Source organism: Kribbella sp. NPDC050470 (assembly GCF_044458365.1).
Lineage (GTDB): Bacteria > Actinomycetota > Actinomycetes > Propionibacteriales > Kribbellaceae > Kribbella.
In genome coordinates, this window is record NZ_JBITHV010000011.1 from 275,366 (window position 1) to 296,255 (window position 20,890).

21 protein-coding genes are annotated in these 20,890 nt (G+C 69.8%); 14 read left to right on the forward strand and 7 right to left on the reverse strand.

Features of this window, described 5'->3' with window-relative positions; all coding sequences use genetic code 11:
• Nucleotides 1-53 precede the first annotated feature (53 nt).
• Both ACIBGM_RS32700 and ACIBGM_RS32705 read right to left on the reverse strand, forming a co-directional pair.
• Nucleotides 54-1,274, reverse strand: coding sequence for a S8 family peptidase (locus tag ACIBGM_RS32700; protein WP_396387735.1), 1,221 nt, complete (start codon nt 1,272-1,274; stop codon nt 54-56).
• A gap of 147 nt (nt 1,275-1,421) precedes the next feature.
• Nucleotides 1,422-1,877: a DUF6194 family protein gene (locus tag ACIBGM_RS32705; protein WP_360521456.1), complete on the reverse strand. Its 456-nt coding sequence runs from the start codon at nt 1,875-1,877 to the stop codon at nt 1,422-1,424.
• 82 nt (nt 1,878-1,959) lie between these two features.
• On the opposite strand from ACIBGM_RS32705, the gene uvrC reads away from it, so the two are divergent.
• From uvrC to yvcK, 3 genes are read left to right on the forward strand one after another with little or no spacing between them, the layout of a single operon-like run.
• Nucleotides 1,960-4,005 carry an excinuclease ABC subunit UvrC gene (gene uvrC, locus ACIBGM_RS32710; protein ID WP_396387736.1) on the forward strand — a complete coding sequence of 682 codons (2,046 nt, stop codon included), beginning with the start codon at nt 1,960-1,962 and terminating at the stop codon, nt 4,003-4,005.
• On the forward strand, nt 4,005-4,868 hold the full coding sequence (rapZ, locus tag ACIBGM_RS32715) for an RNase adapter RapZ (protein ID WP_360521450.1): 864 nt from the start codon (nt 4,005-4,007) through the stop codon (nt 4,866-4,868). Before uvrC ends, rapZ begins: the two co-directional genes overlap by 1 nt.
• Nucleotides 4,869-4,924: 56 nt before the next feature.
• The gene (gene yvcK, locus ACIBGM_RS32720; protein ID WP_360521447.1) at nt 4,925-5,893 is read left to right on the forward strand and encodes a uridine diphosphate-N-acetylglucosamine-binding protein YvcK; all 969 of its coding nucleotides are present in this window, start codon (nt 4,925-4,927) and stop codon (nt 5,891-5,893) included.
• Here yvcK and ACIBGM_RS32725 read toward each other — a convergent pair.
• Entirely contained in the window at nt 5,890-7,365 is a 1,476-nt protein-coding gene (locus ACIBGM_RS32725) for a hypothetical protein (RefSeq protein ID WP_396387737.1), read from the reverse strand. The genes yvcK and ACIBGM_RS32725 overlap by 4 nt on opposite strands.
• Nucleotides 7,362-7,868 carry a SigE family RNA polymerase sigma factor gene (locus ACIBGM_RS32730; RefSeq protein WP_396387738.1) on the reverse strand — a complete coding sequence of 169 codons (507 nt, stop codon included), beginning with the start codon at nt 7,866-7,868 and terminating at the stop codon, nt 7,362-7,364. The genes ACIBGM_RS32725 and ACIBGM_RS32730 overlap by 4 nt, the downstream gene beginning before the upstream one ends.
• Nucleotides 7,869-8,001: 133 nt before the next feature.
• Between ACIBGM_RS32730 and whiA the strand changes: the two genes are divergently transcribed.
• From whiA to ACIBGM_RS32770, 8 genes are all read left to right on the forward strand, one after another.
• Nucleotides 8,002-8,985, forward strand: coding sequence for a DNA-binding protein WhiA (whiA, locus tag ACIBGM_RS32735; protein ID WP_328520667.1), 984 nt, complete (start codon nt 8,002-8,004; stop codon nt 8,983-8,985).
• A 92-nt stretch (nt 8,986-9,077) separates the two neighbouring features.
• Nucleotides 9,078-9,296 (forward strand): hypothetical protein, encoded by a 219-nt coding sequence (locus ACIBGM_RS32740; RefSeq protein WP_396387739.1) that lies wholly within the window; start codon nt 9,078-9,080, stop codon nt 9,294-9,296.
• Between the two features lie 220 nt (nt 9,297-9,516).
• A complete protein-coding gene (locus ACIBGM_RS32745) occupies nt 9,517-11,049 on the forward strand; it encodes a M4 family metallopeptidase (RefSeq protein ID WP_396387740.1) in 1,533 nt (510 codons plus the stop codon).
• 196 nt (nt 11,050-11,245) lie between these two features.
• Nucleotides 11,246-12,253, forward strand: coding sequence for a type I glyceraldehyde-3-phosphate dehydrogenase (gene gap, locus ACIBGM_RS32750; protein ID WP_396387741.1), 1,008 nt, complete (start codon nt 11,246-11,248; stop codon nt 12,251-12,253).
• 77 nt (nt 12,254-12,330) lie between these two features.
• Nucleotides 12,331-13,533, forward strand: coding sequence for a phosphoglycerate kinase (locus ACIBGM_RS32755; protein ID WP_396387742.1), 1,203 nt, complete (start codon nt 12,331-12,333; stop codon nt 13,531-13,533).
• 6 nt (nt 13,534-13,539) lie between these two features.
• On the forward strand, nt 13,540-14,352 hold the full coding sequence (gene tpiA / locus ACIBGM_RS32760; RefSeq protein ID WP_360521426.1) for a triose-phosphate isomerase: 813 nt from the start codon (nt 13,540-13,542) through the stop codon (nt 14,350-14,352).
• The gene (secG, locus tag ACIBGM_RS32765) at nt 14,349-14,582 is read left to right on the forward strand and encodes a preprotein translocase subunit SecG (RefSeq protein WP_337010487.1); all 234 of its coding nucleotides are present in this window, start codon (nt 14,349-14,351) and stop codon (nt 14,580-14,582) included. The genes tpiA and secG overlap by 4 nt, the downstream gene beginning before the upstream one ends.
• A 15-nt stretch (nt 14,583-14,597) precedes the next feature.
• Nucleotides 14,598-14,957 carry an RNA polymerase-binding protein RbpA gene (locus ACIBGM_RS32770; protein ID WP_360521422.1) on the forward strand — a complete coding sequence of 120 codons (360 nt, stop codon included), beginning with the start codon at nt 14,598-14,600 and terminating at the stop codon, nt 14,955-14,957.
• 48 nt (nt 14,958-15,005) lie between these two features.
• Here the strand turns inward: ACIBGM_RS32770 and ACIBGM_RS32775 are convergent, their stop codons facing one another.
• Together ACIBGM_RS32775 and ACIBGM_RS32780 are read right to left on the reverse strand one after the other, a co-directional pair.
• A complete protein-coding gene (locus tag ACIBGM_RS32775; RefSeq protein WP_396387743.1) occupies nt 15,006-15,689 on the reverse strand; it encodes a response regulator in 684 nt (227 codons plus the stop codon).
• Entirely contained in the window at nt 15,686-16,816 is a 1,131-nt protein-coding gene (locus ACIBGM_RS32780; protein WP_396387744.1) for a sensor histidine kinase, read from the reverse strand. Before ACIBGM_RS32780 ends, ACIBGM_RS32775 begins: the two co-directional genes overlap by 4 nt.
• Nucleotides 16,817-16,926: 110 nt before the next feature.
• Here ACIBGM_RS32780 and ACIBGM_RS32785 point away from each other — a divergent pair, with 110 nt between their 5' ends.
• Genes ACIBGM_RS32785 through ACIBGM_RS32795 form a run of 3 tightly spaced genes read left to right on the forward strand, consistent with a single transcriptional unit; the run spans nt 16,927 to nt 20,056 of the window.
• Complete coding sequence (locus ACIBGM_RS32785; protein WP_396387745.1) at nt 16,927-17,847, forward strand: ABC transporter ATP-binding protein; 921 nt, start codon at nt 16,927-16,929, stop codon at nt 17,845-17,847.
• The gene (locus ACIBGM_RS32790; RefSeq protein WP_396387746.1) at nt 17,847-19,259 is read left to right on the forward strand and encodes an ABC transporter permease subunit; all 1,413 of its coding nucleotides are present in this window, start codon (nt 17,847-17,849) and stop codon (nt 19,257-19,259) included. Before ACIBGM_RS32785 ends, ACIBGM_RS32790 begins: the two co-directional genes overlap by 1 nt.
• The gene (locus ACIBGM_RS32795; RefSeq protein WP_396387747.1) at nt 19,259-20,056 is read left to right on the forward strand and encodes an ABC transporter permease; all 798 of its coding nucleotides are present in this window, start codon (nt 19,259-19,261) and stop codon (nt 20,054-20,056) included. The genes ACIBGM_RS32790 and ACIBGM_RS32795 overlap by 1 nt, the downstream gene beginning before the upstream one ends.
• Here the strand turns inward: ACIBGM_RS32795 and ACIBGM_RS32800 are convergent.
• A complete protein-coding gene (locus tag ACIBGM_RS32800; RefSeq protein WP_396387748.1) occupies nt 20,053-20,856 on the reverse strand; it encodes an isocitrate lyase/phosphoenolpyruvate mutase family protein in 804 nt (267 codons plus the stop codon). The two genes, ACIBGM_RS32795 and ACIBGM_RS32800, sit on opposite strands and share 4 nt — an antisense overlap.
• Nucleotides 20,857-20,890 lie beyond the last annotated feature (34 nt).

A 20,890-nucleotide genomic window follows, 5' to 3' on the forward strand; every position in this document is an offset into this window, starting at 1 on the left:
GGCGAAGAGCCCGGGCCTCGGGGGACCGGGCTCTTCACCTCGAACAGAACAGATCAGCCCTGGGCGGCCGGGTCGGCCTTCCCGACGAACAGCAGCTTGTTCGGCGAGCCCTCGCCCGGGTCGCCCACCTTGTCCGGCGTGGACGCGCCGACCAGCGCGGTCGTGACATCGGCCGGCGTGGCGTCCGGGTGGTCGGCCAGGTACAGCGCGATCCCGCCGGCCACGTGCGGCGTGGCCATCGACGTACCGCTCATCTTCGCGGTCGACTCCGGGTCGGTGATGCCGACGGACTCGACGTCGACGCCCGGTGCGAACAGGTCGACGCACTTGCCCCAGTTCGAGAACGACGCCTTCTGGTCCTGGTCGTCGGTCGCGCCGACCGTGATCGCGGACGGCTCCCGGGCCGGCGAGCCTCCGCAGGCGTCCGAGCTCTCGTTGCCGGCAGCAACGGCGTAGGTGATGCCGGCGTCCACCGACGCCTTCACGGCCGCGTCCAACGCGTCGTCGGCGCCGCCGCCGAGGCTCATGTTGGCGACCGCAGGCTTCTTCGCGTTCTTGGTCACCCAGTCGATCCCGCCGATCACCGACTCGGTCGAGCCGGAGCCCTTGCAGTCGAGCACCCGGACGCCGAACACCTTGGCGCCCTTGGCCAGGCCGTACGTCGTACCGGCGATGGTGCCGGCCACGTGGCTGCCGTGTCCCATGCAGTCGACGCCGTTCTGGCCGACGCCGACGGTGTCGGTGCCGACCGCGGCACGGTCGCCGAAGTCCTTGTGCGCGGCGTAGATGCCGGTGTCGATCACGTAGACGTTGACGTTCTCGGCGGCGCTGGACGGGGTGAACTTCGTGTCCAGCGGCAGGTCGCGCTGGTCACTGCGGTCGAGGCCCCACGGCGGGTTGTCCTGGCTGACCGTGATCTTCTGGTTCTGCTGGACGAACGCGACCCGCTTGTCAGCGGCCACCTTCTTCGCCTGCTCCTCGTTCATCGTCGCGGAGAAGCCCTTGACCGAGGCGTCGTACTGCTTGCGTACCTTCACCTTGTAGCTGCTGGCCAGGCCGGCGTTGGTGGCGCGGGTCTCGGCCTGGCTGCGCTGGCCGGCCAGGACGACGATGTAGCTGTCCGGGATGGCGTTGGCGCTGCCGGCGGCGCGGATGCTGACGCCGGCGTCCGGTGCGGCGTCGCTACCGGCTGCGGTGGCGACGATGCCGGTGGCGGCGAGCGCGGATGCGGCTAGCGCTCCCAGCACGGCCCGCGGTCTGCGGATGGGGGACATGGGCGGCTCCCTCGAGTCAGCGCAAGGCCCAGTTGCCTCACGCAAAGGTCCTGCGCATCTACCCTGGGTCACACGCTACGGAGTCCGCTCATCCCAACCGGGGGTCAAACCGGGCTTATGAGGCAAGCCGCAACACGACCGCAAGGTTCAGTTGGTTTGGCGGGCCCGGTGCTTGGCGTACTTACGCGCGGCGAACTCGTAGGCCTCGTCGAGCAGGCCCTGGAGCGGAGCGAGGTCGGTGGGGGAGACGATGCAGACCCAGTACTGCGAGGCATAGAACGGGTGCGGCATCAACTGGTCACGGGCGGCGTAGTCATGGCCGGAGTCCAGCACCCAGTCCGCGTCCCGCTCGGTCGGCACGGCGCCGAACAGCGACGTGTACGTCGCCTTGGTCAGGCCGAGGTTGAGTCGCCATGCTCCGGGCTCGTCCAGCCGGGACACCTTCTCGTAGTGGTCGCCGGTCACGATGGTGGCGAACGGCTGCTGCCGCTCGGGTGGCAGGTCGCCGTCGGGGTCGTAGAGGTAGAACAGGTCGTCCTGCGCCTCGAGGATCCGGACGCCGTCGTACCACTTGATCAGGAGGTCCATCTCGTCGACTGTCATGCCTTCAAGTGTGTCATTGAAGCTGCGCTAGAAGCTTTGACGGAATTCCGACTTTGTCCGTGCGGCGAACTAGGGTGGATGGGTGGCTGATCCGTCCTCCTACCGTCCCGCTCCAGGGTCGATCCCCGACTCGCCTGGCGTCTACCGCTTCAGCGACAGCGCCGGGCGGGTGATCTACGTCGGCAAGGCGAAGAACCTGCGGGCACGGTTGTCGTCGTACTTCCAGGACGTGGTGAACCTGCACCCGCGGACGCAGGCGATGGTGACGACGGCCGCGAAGGTCGAGTGGACGGTGGTCGCCAGCGAGGTCGAGTCGCTGCAGCTGGAGTACTCCTGGATCAAGGAGTACGACCCGCGCTTCAACGTGAAGTACCGCGACGACAAGTCGTACCCGTGGCTCGCGATCACCCTCAACGAGGACTACCCGCGGGTGATGGTCGGCCGCGGCCAGAAGAAGAAGGGCGTGCGGTACTTCGGCCCGTACAGCCACGCCTGGGCGATCCGCGAGACCGTCGACCTGCTGCTGCGGGTGTTCCCGATGCGCTCGTGCAGCAAGGGCGTGTTCAACCGGCACCGCCAGATCGGCCGGCCCTGCCTGCTCGGCTACATCGGCAAGTGCGCGGCGCCGTGCACCGGCCAGGTCAGCCAGGACGAGCACCGCAAGATCGTCGACGACTTCGCCGCGTTCCTCTCCGGCCAGACCGCGACGTACGTGCGCCGGCTGGAGAAGGAGATGAAGGCCGCCGCGGCCGAGCTCGAGTACGAGCGGGCCGCCAAGATCCGGGACGACCTGGCCGCCCTGGAGAAGGCGCTGGCCAAGAACGCGGTCGTCCTCGGCGACGGCACCGACACCGACGTGATCGCGCTCAGCGAGGACCCGCTCGAGGTCGCCGTCCAGATCTTCTACGTCCGCGGCGGCCGGATCCGCGGTGAGCGCGGCTGGATCGCCGACAAGGCGGACGGTACGGCGACCACCGGCGACCTGGTGTCGCGGTTCATCCAGCAGACGTACGCCGGTGACTCGGGCGACGCGATCCCGCGGGAGATCCTGGTCCCGACCGAGCCGGAGGACACCGACGCGCTGACCGAGTGGCTGTCCGAGCTGCGCGGCTCGAAGGTCTTCATCCGGGTCCCGCAGCGCGGCGACAAGAAGGCGCTGATGGAGACCGTCGAGCGGAACGCGCTGCAGACGCTCACCATGCACAAGACCAAGCGGGCCAGCGACCTGACCACCCGCAACCAGGCGCTCGAGGAGATCCAGGCCGGGCTCGACCTGCCCGAGGCGCCGCTGCGGCTGGAGTGCTACGACGTCTCCAACCTGCAGGGCACCGAGGTGGTCGCCTCGATGGTGGTGTTCGAGGACGGCCTGCCGCGCAAGAGCGAGTACCGGCGGTTCGTGATCAAGGGGGTCGACGGGCAGAACGACGTCGCCTCGATCGCCGAGGTGCTGACCCGGCGGTTCAAGCGGCTCCTGGACGAGCGGGCCACGCTGCAGGACGACGAGGACCCGGCGGCCAACCTGATCGACCCGGAGACCGGCCGGGCCCGCAAGTTCTCCTACGCGCCCGGGCTGGTCGTGGTCGACGGCGGCCCGCCGCAGGTCGCGGCCGCGCGGCAGGCGCTGGACGAGCTCGGTCTCGGCGACATCCCGGTCTGCGGCCTGGCCAAGCGGCTCGAAGAGGTGTGGCTGCCGGACGAGGAGGACCCGGTCATCTTCTCCCGGACCTCCGAGGGGCTCTACCTGCTCCAGCGGCTGCGCGACGAGGCCCACCGGTTCGCCATCACCCACCACCGCAACCGGCGGTCGAAGTCGATGGTGGAGAGCGTGCTGGACGAGGTTTCCGGCCTCGGCGAGGTCCGCCGCAAGACCCTGCTGAAGCACTTCGGCTCGCTGAAGAAGTTGCGCCAGGCCACCATCGACGAGGTGGCCGCGCTGCCCGGATTCGGCCGCCGGACGGCGGAGTCCGTCGTACTCGCGGTGAACGCTGCGGCAACGAAGGCCGAAACCGGCCGGGCGCCCGCGGTGAACATGGCCACGGGCGAGATACTGGACGACGACGTCCCGGCGCCGGCCGGACAACGGTCGGTGGAAGCGGCCGACGGGGATCCAGGGAGAACAGAGAACTGATGGACGACGCAGGCAATCTCGTCATCGTGTCCGGCATGTCCGGCGCGGGGCGGAGCTCGGTCGCGGACGTGTTGGAAGACCTCGGCTGGTTCGTGGTGGACAACCTGCCGCCGATGTTCCTGACCACCATCGTCGAGCAGGTGGTCGGCACCGGCGCCGCGCCGCGGCTCGCGGTCGTCGTCGACGTCCGGACCGGGATGTTCTTCGACGAGCTCCCGCAGGCGGTGCACGACCTGCGGCTGAAGGGGTACCGGCCGCTGACGCTGTTCCTGGAGGCCTCCGACGACGTGATCGTGCGGCGGCAGGAGAGCGTTCGCCGGCCGCACCCGCTGCAGGGCGAGGGCCGGCTGCTGACCGGGATCCAGCGCGAGCGCGAGCTGCTCGGCGACATCCGGGCCGGCGCCGACCTGGTCATCGACACCTCGAACATGAACATCCACCAGCTCGCCGCGAAGATCGTGAACGCCTTCGGCGACGAGGAGAACGTCGAGCTGCGGGCCACCGTCGTGTCGTTCGGGTTCAAGTACGGCATCCCGGTCGACGCCGACGTGGTGGCCGACATGCGGTTCATCCCGAACCCGTACTGGCAGCCCGACCTGCGCCCGATGACCGGACAGGACCGTCCTGTGTCAGACTTCGTCCTCGGCCATCCGCTGGCCCAGCAGTTCCTGCAGAACTACGTGGACGTGCTGGACACCCTGCGGACCGGCTACCTGAACGAGGGCAAGCGCTTCGTCACCGTCGCGATCGGCTGCACCGGGGGTAAGCACCGCAGCGTCGCGATGGCCGAGGAGATCGCCCGGCGGCTGCGGGAGAAAGGGTCACCGACCTTGGTGGTACACCGGGATCTGGGGCGGGAGTGAGCCAGAGTCCCTGGGACATCCCTGCCCGCGAAGAGCACGGGCTGGAGCGCTCTGGCGTGTCGTCTGGGGGGCGACCCCCAGACCCCCGCAGAGCTCCCCGGGTTGTCGCACTGGGCGGAGGGCACGGACTGGCAGCCTCCCTGTCCGCGCTTCGTCATGTCACCGACCAGCTGACCGCGGTCGTGACGGTCGCCGACAACGGCGGCTCGTCCGGTCGCCTGCGCAGCGAGCTCGGGGTGCTGCCGCCGGGTGACCTGCGGATGGCGCTGGCCGCGTTGTGCCGCGACGACGAGTGGGGCCGGACGTGGGCCGACGTGCTGCAGCACCGGTTCCGCAGCGACGGCGCGTTGCACGACCACGCGGTCGGCAACCTGCTGATCGTCGCGTTGTGGGAGTTGCTCGGCGAGGCGGTGGACGGGCTCGACTGGGTCGCCCGGCTCCTCGGCGCCCAAGGCCGGGTGCTGCCGATGTCCGCCGTACCGCTGGACATCACGGCGCGGGTGCTCGGGCTGGATCCGGATCATCCGGAGGCGATCACCGAGATCCGCGGTCAGGCCGAGGTGGCGACGACCGAAGGACATGTGGTCGACGTGGCGCTGGACCCGGCCGACCCGCCGGCCTGCCCGGAGGCGCTGGTCGCGATCGCGGAGGCAGACTGGGTCGTCGTCGGCCCGGGGTCGTGGTTCACCTCGGTGATCCCGAACCTGCTGGTCCCGGCGTTGTGCCGCGGCCTGGAGCAGACCAGCGCCCGCCGGGTGCTGACGCTGAACCTGGGGGAACAGAAGGGCGAGACCGACGGCTTCTCGCCGGAGACCCACCTCGAGGTGCTGGCCGCGCACGCCCCGGACCTGCGGATCGACGTGGTGCTCGCCGACGAGGGCCACGTGCCCGACCCGGCGTCCCTGCGCCGTACGGCGGAGGCGCTCGGCGCGGAGCTGGTCGTCGCCGACATCGCCGACGACGACCGCCACCTCCACCACGCCCCGGACAAACTGGCCAAGGTCTACCGGGAGCTGCTCGTCTAGCTCGCGTCGACGTCGTGCTTGGCGTCGTACACCTGCTTGCCCTGGGCGTCGAAGCCGCGGACCCGGACGTTCTTGACGTCGGAGTTCCCGCCGGTGAGGCCCCAGATGAAGAACCCGTTCGAGATCAGGGCGCGGACCGGGCCGCTCGGCAGGTCGACCACGATCTGTGCGACCCCGTCGGGGACCTGGCCCCACTCCAGCCCGACCCCGAACTTCCCGGTGGCGGGGACGCCGCCGCGGCTGTAGTCGTAGTGATCGGCCTGGTCGTACATGTGGCACCATGCGACGACGTTCTCGCCGGGGGAGACCAGCAGGGCGGTGAAGTCGATCCCGGTTCCGGTCTTCAGGGCGACCTTCCAGTCCGGGGTGAGCTTCCCGGCGTCGTAGGTCCGTTTGTCCTGACCCGACGGGACGCCGTCCTTGAAGTAGGCGTCGTCCGGTTTCTTGCACCGGGTCCGGATCGAGTCGTCACTGACCGGGCTGACCGGCGGCGCCGGCTGCAGCGCCTTGCCGGTGGCCGGATCCTTGGTGAGCACGACCTCCGGGGTGATCGGCGCGGCGAGCTGGATCTTCCGGTCCGCCGGCACGGTCGGTTGCTGCGGCAGTTCCACTGGCTTGTACTTCCAGTCGTAGATCCGGCGGCCGCCGGCGTCGTACGCCCGGACCCGCTGGAGTGTCGGCTCGGGCCGACTCGTCCGGCCCGACGCGTCGGGGGACGGCCGGTAGAACTGCTCCCAGTCGGGGTAGCCCAGAGTGAAGAACCCGTCGGGGCCGACCAGCGCCTGCCGTGGCGCCTTCTCGCCGACGAAATCCACCAGCACCCGGGCGACGCCGTCTACCGGGATCCGAACCTTCGCCGCGACGGCCTGCGGCTGGTCGTCCGAACTGCCGGCGATCTTGGCGAAGCTCTCGGTGGTGCTGTAGCGCCCGTTGATCTTGGGCCGCTGCGGGCCGTCCATGGTGCAAGTGGAGACGATCGACCGGTCCGGCGCCAGGAACAGCGCCTGCAGCCGGTTCTGGTCGCCGCTCTTCACGAGGACCTTCCAGCGCGCGTCGATCGGTCCCGCCTTGTCGACGCTGTTCGAGCCTCGCTCCTTGTTGGACTGGACGTACTCGTTGTCGAACTGCTTGCAGCGCTGCAGGACCTCGGCGTCAGACAGAGGGCTGACCGGCGGCGGCGCCGCGGCCTGCCGGCCGGACTCGTTGTCGACGACCTGTCCGGTCTTCGCGTCGACGGTGATGGTCTGGTTCTTCGGGTCGCCGGCCGGGTCCGCGGAGTCGTTCACGGTGTTCGACCAGGCGGCGATACCGCCGATGATCGCGGCGGTGGTGAGGACGGCAGTGGACACGACAGCGATCCGGCCGCGGCGGACCGAACGGCGGCCGCGGACAAGGATGTCGTCGACGGAGTGACGCAGCGGCCGGTCCGCGTCGTCGGACGCAGCGTCGAGCAGTCTCTCGATGTCGTTCACGAGGCGCTCCTTTCGGTCAGGCCGAGGAGTTGGCGCAGGTGCGCGAGACCCCTGGATGTCTGGCTCTTCACGGCGCCCTCGCCGATGCCGAGGATCTCCGCGGTCTGCTCGACGCTGAAGTCGGCGTAGTGACGCAGTACGACGCATGCGCGTTGACCGGGCGCGAGCGCGGCGAGCGCCGCGATCACCACCGAGCGGTCGTCGACGGCCTGCAACGCGTCGGGCGCCGTCAGGATGTCGTCGCCCGGATCGTCGAGATGCTCGCGCCGCCACGGCCGCCGCGCCTGGTCCAGCACCGACGTCACGACGGCCTTGTGGGCGTAGCTGACCAGTCCCTCGCTGCGGTCGATGCGGTTCCAGCGGCGGTAGACCTTCACCAGCGCGTCCTGGGCCGCGTCCTCGGCCCGGTGCCAGTCGCCACACATCAGGTACGCCGTACGGCGCAAGCGGCGTATGGTGACGGCCGCGAACTCGGTGAACTCGTCTTCGTCGCGTCTTCGCATTCGGCCCCCTCTGCTGATCATTGTGTCGCCGAGGGAACGCAGCGGGCGCTTCGTGAGGTTGCACCGCTGCGTAACCAGTTCCGGGATGCGCACGTTGAACGAGGGTCTTTGACAACGGTGGGAGGATGCCTTCATGGCGATGACTGCACAGGTGAAGTCCGAACTGACCAGCATCCAGGTCACGAAACCCTGTTGCCGCAAGGCCGAGGTGTCGTCGGTACTGCGCTTCGCGGGCGGGCTGCATCTGGTGTCGGGGCGGATCGTCGTCGAGGCGGAGCTGGACAGCGGGGCGGCGGCCCGGCGGCTGCGCAAGGACATCGCCGAGATCTTCGGGCACCCGTCGGACGTGGTGGTGATCTCCCCGTCCGGTATCCGGAAGCAGACCAAGTACGTCGTACGCGTCGTGCGTGACGGTGACGCGCTGGCCCGGCAGACCGGACTGGTCGACAACCGCGGCCGCCCGGTCCGGGGCCTGCCGCCGGCCGTGGTGTCCGGTGCCTCCTGTGACGCCGTGGCGGCTTGGCGGGGTGCGTTCCTGGCGCACGGCTCGCTGACCGAGCCGGGGCGCTCGTCGTCCCTCGAGGTGACGTGCCCGGGTCCGGAGGCTGCGCTCGCGCTGGTCGGTGCGGCCCGGCGGCTCGGGATCGGTTCGAAGGCCCGCGAGGTGCGCAACGTCGACCGCGTGGTGATCCGCGACGGCGACGCGATCGGCGCGCTGCTGACGCGGCTGGGTGCGCACGAGTCCGTGCTGGCCTGGGAGGAGCGCCGGATGCGTCGCGAGGTTCGCGCGACGGCGAACCGGCTGGCGAACTTCGACGACGCGAACCTGCGCCGTTCCGCCCGGGCGGCAGTGGCTGCCGGCGCGCGGGTCGAGCGCGCGCTGGAGATCCTCGGCGACGACGTACCGGATCACCTGCAGGTGGCCGGCAAGCTGCGGCTGGAGCACAAGCAGGCCAGCCTGGAGGAGCTCGGGCAGCTGCACGAGCCGGCGCTGACCAAGGACGCTGTCGCCGGCCGGATCCGCCGCCTGCTCGCGATGGCCGACAAGCGCGCCGCCGACCTCGGCATCCCGAACACCGAGGCCAACCTCACCCCGGAGATGCTCGACCCGGCCTGACCGGATCGTTATCAACCACGCGCCACGCGGTCCTGGTCACGTTGGTTGGATTCCCCCACGGGAATTGCCATCCGATGAACAAGTGAGGACCGATGGGTACCCAAGAAGAAGAGGCCGCGGCGCTGGCGGCGGCCGAAGCGGCGCGCAAGGCCGCGGAGGAAGCCAGGCAGCAGAACAGCATGGTCGCCGACAGCCCGGTCGTGATCGGCTGGCCGGACAACGAGGTGCAGCCGGAGCGCGGGTTGCGGGACAACGAGAAGCTGGGCGCCGTGGTGAACGCGCGGGGGACGGCGCAGGCCTTCGGGCGCTGAGAAATCGAGTAGTGGTCCGAGCGTACGGCGGTCTCCGCAGGGGCTGCCGTACGCCGGTCCGGGCCGCGGGCCTCGAACCGGGTGGCTGAAGGATTTCCCGGGACTTCGGGGGATTTCGGGAACGATCGATTCCCTTTGGATGGAAGTTCGCGCAGGGTGTGCCTGCCCATCGCGCACGGCAGGTCCCGTCCGTGCGCGTCTTCCGCCCAAGGGAGTCCCCATGAAGCGCATTCGTCGCGCCGGTCTGGCCGCGACCGCGATCGCCGGTCTGGCCGTCCTGTCCACCGCCGCCGGCGTGCAGGCTGCCCAACCCGGTGCCGGCGGCGATCCGGTGTCGCCGGTGGCCGCGGCCCAGGCCAATGCCGAGCAGCTCGGTGTCGGCGCCGCCGGTGACCTCGTCGTCCGCGATGTCGTGGTCGACGGCGACGGCACCAGCCACATCCGGTTCGATCGCACCTATCAAGGCCTGCCGGTCGTCGGCGGTGACGTCGTCGTCCACCAGGACAAGGCCGGGAAGGCCCGCTCGGCGTCCGGTGGTGTGGGCAAGCTGAGCCTGTCGACGAAGCCGGCCGTCTCGGCTGCCACCGCGACCGCCGCCGCCAAGCAGAAGTCCGGCAAACAGCAGCTCGTCGTGTTCGTCACCGACGCCGGTCAGTCGAAGCTGGCCTACCAGGTCGTCAGCGAGGGCCGGAAGTCCACCGGTGAGCCAACCGGCACCGAAACCTACGTCGACGCACAGACCGGCAAGTTGCTCGCCAGCTGGAGCACCGTCCACGACGACCTCGGCAGCGGCACCGGCCTGTACTCCGGCACCGTCGCCCTCGACACCACCAAGTCCGGCGCGAACTGGACCATGGTCGACCCGGTCCGGGGCGGCAACACGACGTACAACGCGGGAACGCTGTTCTCCGACGCGGACAACGTGTGGGGGACCGGCAGCAACAGCAACCCGCAGTCGGCCGGCGTGGACGCGCACTACGGCATCGCCGAGACGTGGGACTACTACAAGAACGTTCACGGCCGTAACGGCATCGCCAACGACGGCGTGGGCGCACGGTCGTACGTGCACGACGGCGCCTACGTCAACGCGTCCTGGAGCGACTCCTGCTTCTGCATGCGGTACGGCGACGGCGACCCGAGCCAGGGGATCGGCCCGCTGGTCGAGCTGGACATCGCCGGTCACGAGATGAGCCACGGTGTCACCAGCCGCTCGGCCAAGCTGCGCTACAGCGGCGAGTCCGGCGGCCTGAACGAGTCCACCTCGGACATCTTCGGCACGGCGGTCGAGTGGTACGCCGCGAACGGCTCGGACAGCCCGGACTACGTGCTGGGTGAGGAGATCTTCGCCGACTACGACCCGGCCGCCAACTTCATCCGGCGGCTCGACAAGCCGTCGATGGACGGCGCCAGCGCGGACTCGTGGTCGAAGAGCGTGGGCCGGCTGAACGTGCACTACTCGTCCGGTGTAGGCAACCACTTCTTCTACCTGCTGTCCGAGGGCAGCGGCGCCAAGACCATCAACGGGGTCGCTTACAACAGCCCGACCGTGAACGGCATCACCGTCACCGGTATCGGCATCGGCAAGGCGGAGAAGATCTGGTACCGGGCGCTGACGACGTACATGACGTCGCGGACCGACTACCACGGCGCGCGGACCGCGACGCTGAACGCGGCCACCGACCTGTACGGCGCGAGCAGCGCCGAGCGGGCCGCGGTGGAGCAGGCCTGGGCCGCGGTGAACGTGGTCGGCTGACCGCTGCGAACGGCGGTTTCCGGAGAGAGGTTCCGGAAACCGCCGTTGCCGTACCACCAAGTGGTCTGGTCTGAAACCGGAGCGGGAGTGGTGGTGGTCTCATCTGGACGCTACCAGTTGATCGAGTGGGCTGTTGGGCTAGTGTTCGGGCTGTAGCGGCAGTGCTCGACAGCTAGTTTTGAGGAGACGCAGTCCCGTGACCGTACGCGTAGGTATCAACGGCTTCGGCCGGATCGGCCGTAACTTCTTCCGCGCCGTGCAGGCGTCCGGTGCCGACATCGAGGTCGTCGCCGTCAATGACTTGACCGACAACCAGACCCTCGCTCACCTGCTGAAGTACGACTCGATCCTGGGCCGCTTCCCCGGTGAGGTCTCCGCGACCGACGACGACATCACCGTCGCCGGCAAGAGCTTCAAGGCGTTCGCCGAGCGCGACCCCGCGAACCTCAAGTGGTCCGACGTCGGCGCCGACGTGGTGATCGAGTCGACCGGCTTCTTCACCGACGCCACCAAGGCCAAGACGCACGCCGACAACGGCGCCAAGAAGGTCATCATCTCCGCCCCGGCGAAGAACGAGGACCTGACCGTGGTGATGGGCGTGAACCACGACCTGTACGACGCCGAGAAGCACACCGTGATCTCGAACGCGTCCTGCACCACCAACTGCATCGCCCCGCTGGCCAAGGTCCTGCACGACGCGTTCACGATCGAGCGTGGCCTGATGACCACGATCCACGCGTACACCCAGGACCAGAACCTGCAGGACGCCCCGCACAAGGACCTGCGCCGCGCCCGCGCCGCCGCGCTGAACATCGTGCCGACCTCCACCGGCGCCGCGAAGGCGATCGGCCTGGTGCTGCCGGAGCTGAAGGGCAAGCTGGACGGCTACGCCCTGCGGGTCCCGGTCCCGACCGGCTCGGCCACCGACCTGACCGTCAACGTCGGCCGCGAGGTCACCGTCGACGAGGTCAAGGACGCCTACAAGGCGGCTGCCGCCGAGGGCGCGCTGAAGGGCTACCTGACCTACACCGAGGACGAGATCGTCTCCGCCGACATCGTCACCGACCCGGCCTCGTGCATCTTCGACGCGGGCCTGACCAAGGTGATCGGCAACCAGGTCAAGGTCGTCGGCTGGTACGACAACGAGTGGGGCTACTCGAACCGCCTCGTCGACCTGGTCCAGCACGTCGGCGCCTCGCTCTGACACCTGCACTGTCGACAGCCTGCGTCCGGTTCGCCCCGGGCGCAGGCTGATCCCTGAGCCGCAAGGATTGCTGAACTGTGAAGACCATCGAAGACCTCGGGGACGTGGCCGGCCTGCGGGTGCTGGTGCGCTCCGACCTGAACGTGCCGATCAAGGACGAGACGATCGGCGACGACGGCCGGATCCGGGCCAGCCTGCCGACGCTGGTGAAGCTGGCCAAGGCCGGCGCCAAGGTGATCGTCACCGCTCACCTCGGCCGCCCGAAGGGCAAGCCGAACCCGGAGTTCACGCTGGCCCCGGTGGCCAAGCGGCTCGGCGAGCTGCTCGAGCCGGAGGGCATCAAGGTGCTGTTCGCCGACGACGTCACCGGCGACAGCGCGCAGTCCGCCGTACAGGATCTGGACGAGGGTGAGGTCCTGCTGCTCGAGAACGTGCGGTACGACGCACGTGAGGAGAGCAAGGACGAGGCCGAGCGCGACCAGCTCGCCGACGAGCTGGCGGCGCTGGCCGACGTGTTCGTCAGCGACGGCTTCGGTGTGGTGCACCGCAAGCAGGCCAGCGTGTACGACGTGGCGCGCAAGCTGCCGCATGCCGCCGGCGGCCTGGTGCTGGCCGAGGTCGACGTGCTGAAGAAGCTGACCGAGGAGCCGGCCCGGCCGTACGTCGTCGTGCTCGGTGGCGCGAAGGTGTCGGACAAGCTCGCGGTGATCGACAACCTGCTGGGCAAGGCCGACAAGCTGCTGATCGGCGGCGGGATGGTCTTCACCTTCCTGAAGGCGCAGGGTCACGAGGTCGGCAAGAGCCTGCTCGAGGAAGACCAGCTGGACACGGTCAAGGGCTACCTGGAGACCGCGAAGACCAAGGGTGTCGAGATCGTGCTGCCGACCGACATCGTGGTCGCGCCCGAGTTCAAGGCCGACTCCCCGGCGACGGTCGTGGCCGCGGACGCGATCCCGGCCGACCAGCTCGGCCTGGACATCGGCCCGGAGTCCGCCAAGGCGTTCGCCGCCGAGGTGGCCGCCGCCAGGACGGTGTTCTGGAACGGCCCGATGGGCGTCTTCGAGATGGCCGCGTTCGCCGGCGGAACCAAGGCCGTCGCGCAGGCGTTGACCGAGGTGGACGGCCTCAGTGTGGTCGGCGGCGGTGACTCGGCCGCGGCGGTGCGCCAGCTGGGCTTCGCCGACGACGCGTTCGGGCACATCTCCACCGGTGGTGGGGCGTCGCTGGAATACCTGGAGGGCAAGGAGCTCCCGGGTCTCGCCGTACTGGAAGAGGACTGACACCCGATGGCTGACAGCGCAGCTGCCCGTACGCCGTTGATGGCGGGCAACTGGAAGATGAACATCAACCACGTCGAGGCTGTGCACCTGGTGCAGAAGCTGTCCTGGACGCTGCAGGACAAGAAGCACGACTTCGAGCGGGTCGAGGTGGCGGTGCTGCCGCCGTTCACCGACCTGCGCAGCGTCCAGACGCTGGTCGACGGCGACCGGATGAAGATCAAGTACGGCGCCCAGGACGTGTCGAAGTACGACGCGGGCGCCTACACCGGCGAGATCTCGGCGTCGATGCTGGCCAAGCTCGGCTGCACCTACGTGCTGACCGGGCACTCCGAGCGGCGCCAGTACCACGGTGAGGACGACGCGCTGGTCAACGCCAAGACGACCAAGGCGCTCGAGGCCGGGCTGACCCCGATCGTCTGCGTCGGCGAGGGGCTCGACGTCCGCAAGGCCGGCGAGCACGTCGAGTACACGCTGGCCCAGGTGGACGGCGCGCTGGCCGGGCTGAAGCAGGACGACGTCCGCAAGCTGGTCCTGGCCTACGAGCCGGTCTGGGCGATCGGTACCGGCGAGGTGGCCACGCCCGAGGACGCGCAGGAGGTCATCGCGGCCATCCGGGGCCGGATCGAGGAGACGATCTCACCGTCGGTCGCCGACTCGGTACGGATTCTTTACGGGGGGTCGGTGAAGATGGCCAGTGCAGGTGGCATCATGGCCCAACCGGACGTGGACGGCTGCCTGGTCGGAGGTGCGAGCCTTCAGGCGGACGAGTTCGCCGGAATCTGCCGTTACCTGGACCTTCAGTTAGGCTACTCCTCGTGATTCTCGCTTTTTCGATCGTCGTGATCGTCTGCAGCCTCATCCTCACGTTGCTCGTGCTGCTGCACAAAGGCCGCGGTGGCGGTCTGTCGGACCTGTTCGGTGGCGGGGTGTCGTCCAGCCTGGGCGGCTCGTCGGTCGCCGAGCGGAACCTGGACCGGATCACGATCGCTGTCGGTCTGATCTGGTTCGCTGCCATCGTCGCCCTCGGCCTGCTCTACAAGCTCGGCTGAGGGGAGTAGGTTCCCGTGGCTGGTGGTGGCAGTGCGATTCGTGGCAGCCGGGTCGGCGCAGGCCCGATGGGCGAGGCGGAGCGCGGTGACACCGCGCCCCGGCAGCGCATCGTGTTCTTCTGCGCCAACGGGCACGAGACCGCGACGGTGTTCGCGGTCGAGGCGTCCATCCCGGAGGCGTGGGACTGTCCGCGGTGCGGTCTGCCGACCAGCACCGATGTGAACAACCCGCCCCCGCCCCCGAAGATCGAGCCCTACAAGACCCACCTGGCGTACGTGAAGGAACGCCGCAGCGAGCAGGAGGCCCAGGAGATCCTCGAAGAGGCCCTGGAAAAACTCCGCGCCCGCCGCGCCCGCGGCGAAGTCATCTTCTAGCGAGACCCCGCACAGCCCGGACCGTCCACGGTCCGGGCTGTGCGCATTTCACGATCGCCGGGCTGTTCCCGGGACGACCAGGCCGGACTCGTAGGCGGCGATGACGGCCTGGGTCCGGTCCCGGAGGCCGAGCTTGCCGAGCAGCCGGCTGACGTGGGTCTTGACGGTCTCCTCGCTGACCACCAGCCGGCCCGCGATCTCCGGGTTGGACAGGCCTTCGGCGATCAGGCCGAGCACCTCGACCTCCCGCGGGGTGAGGTTGCCGAGGGCCAGGGTGGCGGCCGGGTCGCGGGCGGGACGGTGCCGGGCGAACTCCGCGATCAGCCGCCTGGTCACCGTCGGCGCGAGCAGGCCGCCGCCGGACGCGATCACCCGGACCGCGTCGAACAGGCGCTCTGCAGTCACGTCCTTGAGCAGGAACCCGCTGGCGCCGGCGGCCAGCGCGTCGTACACGTGCTCGTCCAGGTCGAAGGTGGTCAGCATCAGGATCCGGGGGCCGGGTCCGGCGTCGGCGAGAATCTGCCGGGTCGCCTCGATACCGTCCAGGACCGGCATCCGGACATCCATCAGGACCACATCGGGGTTGCGGTCCCGGCACAGCCGGACGGCCTCGGCGCCGTCGGCCGCCGTACCGGTGACCTCGAAGTCCGGCTGGGTGCCGAGCAGTGCGCCGAACCCGGCCCGGACGACCTCCTGGTCGTCGACGACGGCGATCCGGATCCGTGCGCTCATGGCTCGGCCGGTGGGATCGGCAGCACCGCGTCGACCACGAACCCGCCGCCGGCTGACCGGCCGTCTGTCAGCGTTCCGCCCACCATCGCGGCTCGTTCGCGCATCCCCACCAGCCCGTGCCCGCCGGCGCCGTCCTGGTCGGCGGTCGGCCCCGGGCCGTTGTCGCGGACCCGGACCAGCAGCGCCGCCGCCGTGTAGTCCAGCTCGACGTCCGCGGCCGCGCCCGGGGCGTGCCGGCGCGCATTCGTCAGCGCTTCCTGGACGATGCGGTACGCCGTCAGCTGCACACCTGGGTCGAGGGGGACGACACAACCACGCACGATCAGGCGGGTACTCGCGCCGGAGGACGCCCGGGCCTCGTCGACGAGCGCGTTCAGTTGCTCCAGGCCGGGTTGCGGTGCGCGCACGGTCCTGGTGGCGGGGTCGACGTCTTCGCGCAGCACACCGAGGAGCCGGCGCATCTCGGTGAGGGCAGAGCGCGCGGTGTCGCCGATCGCGATCAGCCGCTGCGCTCCCTCCGCAGGCAGGCCGGGTGTCGTCAGCCGGGCGGTCTCGGCCTGCACGGCGATGAGCGAGATGTGGTGCGCCACCACGTCGTGCAGTTCGCGGGCGATCCGGGCCCGCTCACCCCGAGCGGCGAACTCGAGTTTGTTGTCCAGGCTCGTCCGGCTGGCTGCGGCCGAGTCGGCGGCGGCGCCGCGTTCCCGCGCTGAGGCGCCGAGCAGGACGGCCGCGGTCATCACCACCAGGAGCACGACCGAGTCCAGCTGCGGCTCCCCGAGAGCGAGCAGAACGAACGGCAGCAGGAACGGGAACGCCACCCGGCGAGACCGGCTGCGCGCCAGCCGGTACAGGGCGATGAGTCCGGCCAGCACTCCCGCGGCGTAGGGCGGTTCAGGGCTGGCGAGCATCACCGCGTTGGCCAACGTGACGGCCAGCGCGACCGGCACCGGATGAGCCGCCAGGAACGCGAGTGGCACTGTCGCGCACAGCCCGAGCAGCATCGCGGTCTCCAGATCCATGCCGGTCCCGTCGCCGCGACCGCCGGCCTCGACGACGGCGAACAGACCGAGCACGGCCGCCGCAACGACGAACGCTCGGTCTTTCAGCTCACGGAGCCGGCTCACGCCCTCATTGTCCGCCCAGCCGTCACCCTGGGCGTCACCCTCGTGGGGGACAGCAAGGGCGCTCGGCAGCGTGACGACAGCCGCCGGGACGAGCCGTAGCGTCGAGTGCCATGGAGGCGAACACCGTCGAGGTCCGCGAGCTGCACAAGACATACGGCGCCACTGTCGCGGTGGACGACCTGTCCTTCACCGTCCGGCCAGGTCAGGTGACCGGCTTCGTCGGGCCGAACGGCGCCGGCAAGTCGACGACGATGCGGGTGATCCTTGGGCTGGACGCCCCCGACGCGGGCAGCGCCCTGGTCGGCGGCCGCAGGTACCGGGACCTCGCCACCCCGCTGCGTGAGGTCGGTGCGCTGCTCGACGCGGGTGCGGTCCATCCCGGCCGGAAGGCGCGGGATCACCTGCTGTGGATGGCGCAGTACAACGGCTTGCCCGGACGGCGCGTCGACGAAGTGCTGGAACAAGTGGGTCTGACGCAGGCAGCGAGGCGCCGGGCCGGCGGGTTCTCACTGGGGATGCGGCAGCGGCTGGGGATCGCTGGTGCCTTGCTGGGCGATCCGCCGGTGTTGTTGTTCGACGAGCCGGTGAACGGGCTCGACCCGGAGGGGATCGTCTGGATCCGTGGCCTGCTGCGGTCACTGGCCGCCGAAGGCCGATCGGTCCTGGTGTCCAGTCACCTGATGGGTGAGCTGCAGGACACCGCGGACCATCTGATCGTGATCGGCCGCGGCCGGCTGGTCGCTGACACCACAGTGCGCGAGTTGGTCGCCGCCGCATCGGCGGACCGGGTCGGGATTCGCACCCTGGATCGGATCCAGGCCATGACCGTGCTGGCCAACGCCGGGGCAACGGTGGCCGCGACCGGTGCTGATCGGTTGACCGTCACCGGCTTGACGCCAGAGCACGTGATCAAGCTGCTGAACCAGCACGACCTGTCGTTCACCGAGGTGGCCGCGCACCGGGCGTCGCTCGAGGAGGCCTACATGGAGCTGACTCGTGACGCGGTCGAGTTCGGGTCGCGGGAGCCGTGATGAAGAGCTTTCTGCGGGTGCTGCACGGGGAATGGACGAAGTTCCGCTCGGTCCGGAGCACCTCGTTGTGCCTGCTGGCCGCGGTGGCCGTCTCGGTGTTGCTGGAGGTCCTGGGTTCGACCGCCGGCTCGACGGATGCCAACGAGCAGCCGCGGTACTCCGATCAGGCCTACTTCGTGCACAAGCCGCTCGCCGGCGACGGCTCGGTGGTCGCCCGGATCGTCAGCCAGCAGGGCAGCCACGAGTGGGCGAAGGCAGGCCTGCTGATCAAGGCTGCGGTCGAGCCGGGTTCGCCGTACGCCGCTGTGCTGGTCACGCCGGATCACGGCGTGCGGATGCAGGCGATGTTCGACACCGATCTGGCCGGATCGGCCGATCCCGCGCCGCGGTGGCTCAGGCTCACTCGCGCCGGTTCCTCGATCACCGGGTACGAGTCCGCCGACGGCGCCGAGTGGCGTGAGATCGGCACGATGACCGTGGCGCTGCCCACGCAGGTCGAGGTCGGGCTGTTCGTCGCGTCGCCACCGTTGTACGTCACCCAACGGACGGGCAGCGGTACGTCGGTCGGCCTGCGAAACACCGTGGGTACGGCGATCTTCGACGACCTCGCTGTGACCGGAGCGCAGCCGCCGGCGGAGTGGCTCGGTCAGAACATCTCGACGCTGCCGTCGAAGCAGACCGGGGGAGTGCCCGTCGGGGAGCTGCGCCGCAACGGCGACACGTTCACCGTGATCGGATCGGGTGACATCGCCGGCTACGGCATCGCCAGCTGGCGGTCGCCGGGCGAGGACGACGTGGTGCTGCTCAGTCTGTTCGGCCTCCGGATCGGCATGCTCGCGGTGATCGCGCTCGGTGTGTTGTCGATGACCGCCGAGTACCGGACCGGCCTGATCCGCACAACGCTCACGGCCGGTCCGCGACGCGGCGAGGTTCTCGCGGCGAAGGCGGTCGTGCTCGGGGTCGCGGTCTTCGTGACCGGGCTGATAGCGAGTGTCGCCTCGTTCCTGCTCGCCCAGCCGGGGTTGCGCTCGGGCGGCTACAACCCGCCGGCGTACCCCCACGTGTCGTTGCTAGAGGCAACGGCTCTGCGTGCGGTCGTCGGCACGGCCGCGGTCCTCGCCCTGGTCGCGCTGTTCAGCCTCGGTGTCGCCGTGCTGCGGCGTCGTACCGTCGGGGCGATCGTGTTCGTGGTTGCGCTCGTGCTGGTGCCGCAGTTGGTCGCGCCGGTGATCTCACCCGAGGCCGATGTCTGGATGAGCCGGCTGACGCCGGTCGCCGGCCTGGCCATCCAGCAGACGGTCGACCGGGCCGGACAGGTGATCGGCCCGTGGACCGGGCTCGCGGTGCTGTCCGGGTACGCCGCCGTCGCGTTGGCACTGGCCCACTGGCAACTCGGTCGCCGGGACGCCTGATGCAGATCGGGCGGGCGCTCAGGGCCGAGTGGACCAAGCTGCGCACGGTGCCGAGCACCGGCTGGACGCTGCTCGCAGCGATGGTGCTGACGGTGGCGGCCGGCGCCTTGGTGACCTGGGACCTCACGCCGCCGGACTGCGCACGTGATGATCCGTCCTGCGACTTCGACCTTCCCAGGCTCAGCCTCACCGGGGTCTACCTCGGCCAGACGGCGGTGATCGTGCTCGCCGTGCTTGCTGTCAGTGCCGAGTACGAGTCGGCCATGATCCGGACCACGCTGGCGGCCTGTCCGCGCCGGGTCGTCGTGCTCGCCGCGAAGGCCATCGTCGTCACCGCAGCGGTGCTCGGCGCCGCGGCCGTCAGCGTGGGGGCATCGCTGCTCGCCGGTCGAGAGGTGCTGGCCGGCAACGGGTTCACCGAGGTCGCGGGGTACCGGCTTCCGACGCCGGCTGACGGGCCGACGCTGCGGGCGTACGGCGGAACGGCGCTGTACCTCGGCCTGGTTGCCCTACTCAGCCTCGGTGTCGCCTTCGCTGTCCGGCACACCGGCGGCACCGTGACGATCCTGCTCGTGCTGCTGTACGTCGCACCGATCGTGTCGCTCGTCGTCACCGATCCGCGGTGGAAGGAGTGGATCGAGAAGGTGTCGCCGATGACCGCCGGACTCACAATCCAGTCCACGCTGCGTCTCGACGCGCTGCCGATCGCACCGTGGTCGGGGCTCGGCGTACTCGGCCTCTACGCCGTCGCGTCGATCGCGACCGGCCTGGTCGTGTTTCGGCTGCGCGACGCTTAGGCCTTCCTGGCGAACAGCTGGTTGAGTTCTGCCTGGGGGATCTGGCCGGCGGCGAAGTCGATTGTGCCGGTGGTGAGGAGTTCCTGGGCGGCTTGGCGGACGAGGCCGAGGGCTGCGCGGGCGATGCTGCCGCCGAGGCTGATGCGGGTGACGCCGGCGGACTGGAGGGTGGGGACAGTGAGGGTGGAGGTGCCTAGGCCGAGGACGACGTTGAGGGGGCCGGCGAGCTCCTTGACGAGGGTGCGGATCGAGTCGAGGTCGTTGACGCCGGGGACGTAGAGGCAGTCGGCGCCGGCCTCGTGGAAGCGGTTGGCGCGGTCGATCGAGTCCTGCAGCGAGGTCGGCGTGCGCAGCAGCTGGCCGTCGGTGCGCGCGGTGAGGACGAAGTCGGGGCCGGCGGCCTCGCGGGCGGCGACGATCCGGTCGACCGACAGCTCGACGTCGTACAGCTCCCGTCCGTCGTAGTCCTCGATGTTCCCGCCTGCCAGCCCGGCTTCCCGGGCCAGGCGGATCGTCTCCGCCACGGCCGACGGGTCCGCGCCGTACCCGTCCTCGAGGTCGCCGTTCACGGGTACGGCGCTCGCCGCGGTGATCTCCTGCACCCGCGCGAACATGTCCTCCCGCGACACCGCCGGCGCACCGTCGGGCAGCGTGTGGTCACCTTTGCCGAGCGAGAACGCGATCCCCGCGCTCGTAGTCGCGATCGCCGGGAACCCGGCATCGGCCAGCACCACCGCACTCCCGGCGTCCCAGGCGTTCGGCATCACGAAGAACCCGTCGTGCAGCTCGCGAAAAGTCATACCGCCATCCTCGCAGCCGCACTGTTCGGCACCG

What these genes read in the sequence shown, in the direction of transcription:
- tpiA (WP_360521426.1), top strand. Translation starts at nt 13,540, where the DNA reads ATGGCTGACAGCGCAGCTGCCCGTACGCCGTTGATGGCGGGCAACTGG.
- rapZ (WP_360521450.1), top strand. Translation starts at nt 4,005, where the DNA reads ATGGACGACGCAGGCAATCTCGTCATCGTGTCCGGCATGTCCGGCGCG.
- ACIBGM_RS32775 (WP_396387743.1), bottom strand. Translation starts at nt 15,689, where the DNA reads ATGAGCGCACGGATCCGGATCGCCGTCGTCGACGACCAGGAGGTCGTC.
- ACIBGM_RS32700 (WP_396387735.1), bottom strand. Translation starts at nt 1,274, where the DNA reads ATGTCCCCCATCCGCAGACCGCGGGCCGTGCTGGGAGCGCTAGCCGCA.
- ACIBGM_RS32730 (WP_396387738.1), bottom strand. Translation starts at nt 7,868, where the DNA reads ATGCGAAGACGCGACGAAGACGAGTTCACCGAGTTCGCGGCCGTCACC.
- whiA (WP_328520667.1), top strand. Translation starts at nt 8,002, where the DNA reads ATGGCGATGACTGCACAGGTGAAGTCCGAACTGACCAGCATCCAGGTC.
- ACIBGM_RS32745 (WP_396387740.1), top strand. Translation starts at nt 9,517, where the DNA reads ATGAAGCGCATTCGTCGCGCCGGTCTGGCCGCGACCGCGATCGCCGGT.
- ACIBGM_RS32705 (WP_360521456.1), bottom strand. Translation starts at nt 1,877, where the DNA reads ATGACAGTCGACGAGATGGACCTCCTGATCAAGTGGTACGACGGCGTC.
- ACIBGM_RS32785 (WP_396387745.1), top strand. Translation starts at nt 16,927, where the DNA reads ATGGAGGCGAACACCGTCGAGGTCCGCGAGCTGCACAAGACATACGGC.
- ACIBGM_RS32800 (WP_396387748.1), bottom strand. Translation starts at nt 20,856, where the DNA reads ATGACTTTTCGCGAGCTGCACGACGGGTTCTTCGTGATGCCGAACGCC.
- ACIBGM_RS32790 (WP_396387746.1), top strand. Translation starts at nt 17,847, where the DNA reads ATGAAGAGCTTTCTGCGGGTGCTGCACGGGGAATGGACGAAGTTCCGC.
- ACIBGM_RS32795 (WP_396387747.1), top strand. Translation starts at nt 19,259, where the DNA reads ATGCAGATCGGGCGGGCGCTCAGGGCCGAGTGGACCAAGCTGCGCACG.
- ACIBGM_RS32740 (WP_396387739.1), top strand. Translation starts at nt 9,078, where the DNA reads ATGGGTACCCAAGAAGAAGAGGCCGCGGCGCTGGCGGCGGCCGAAGCG.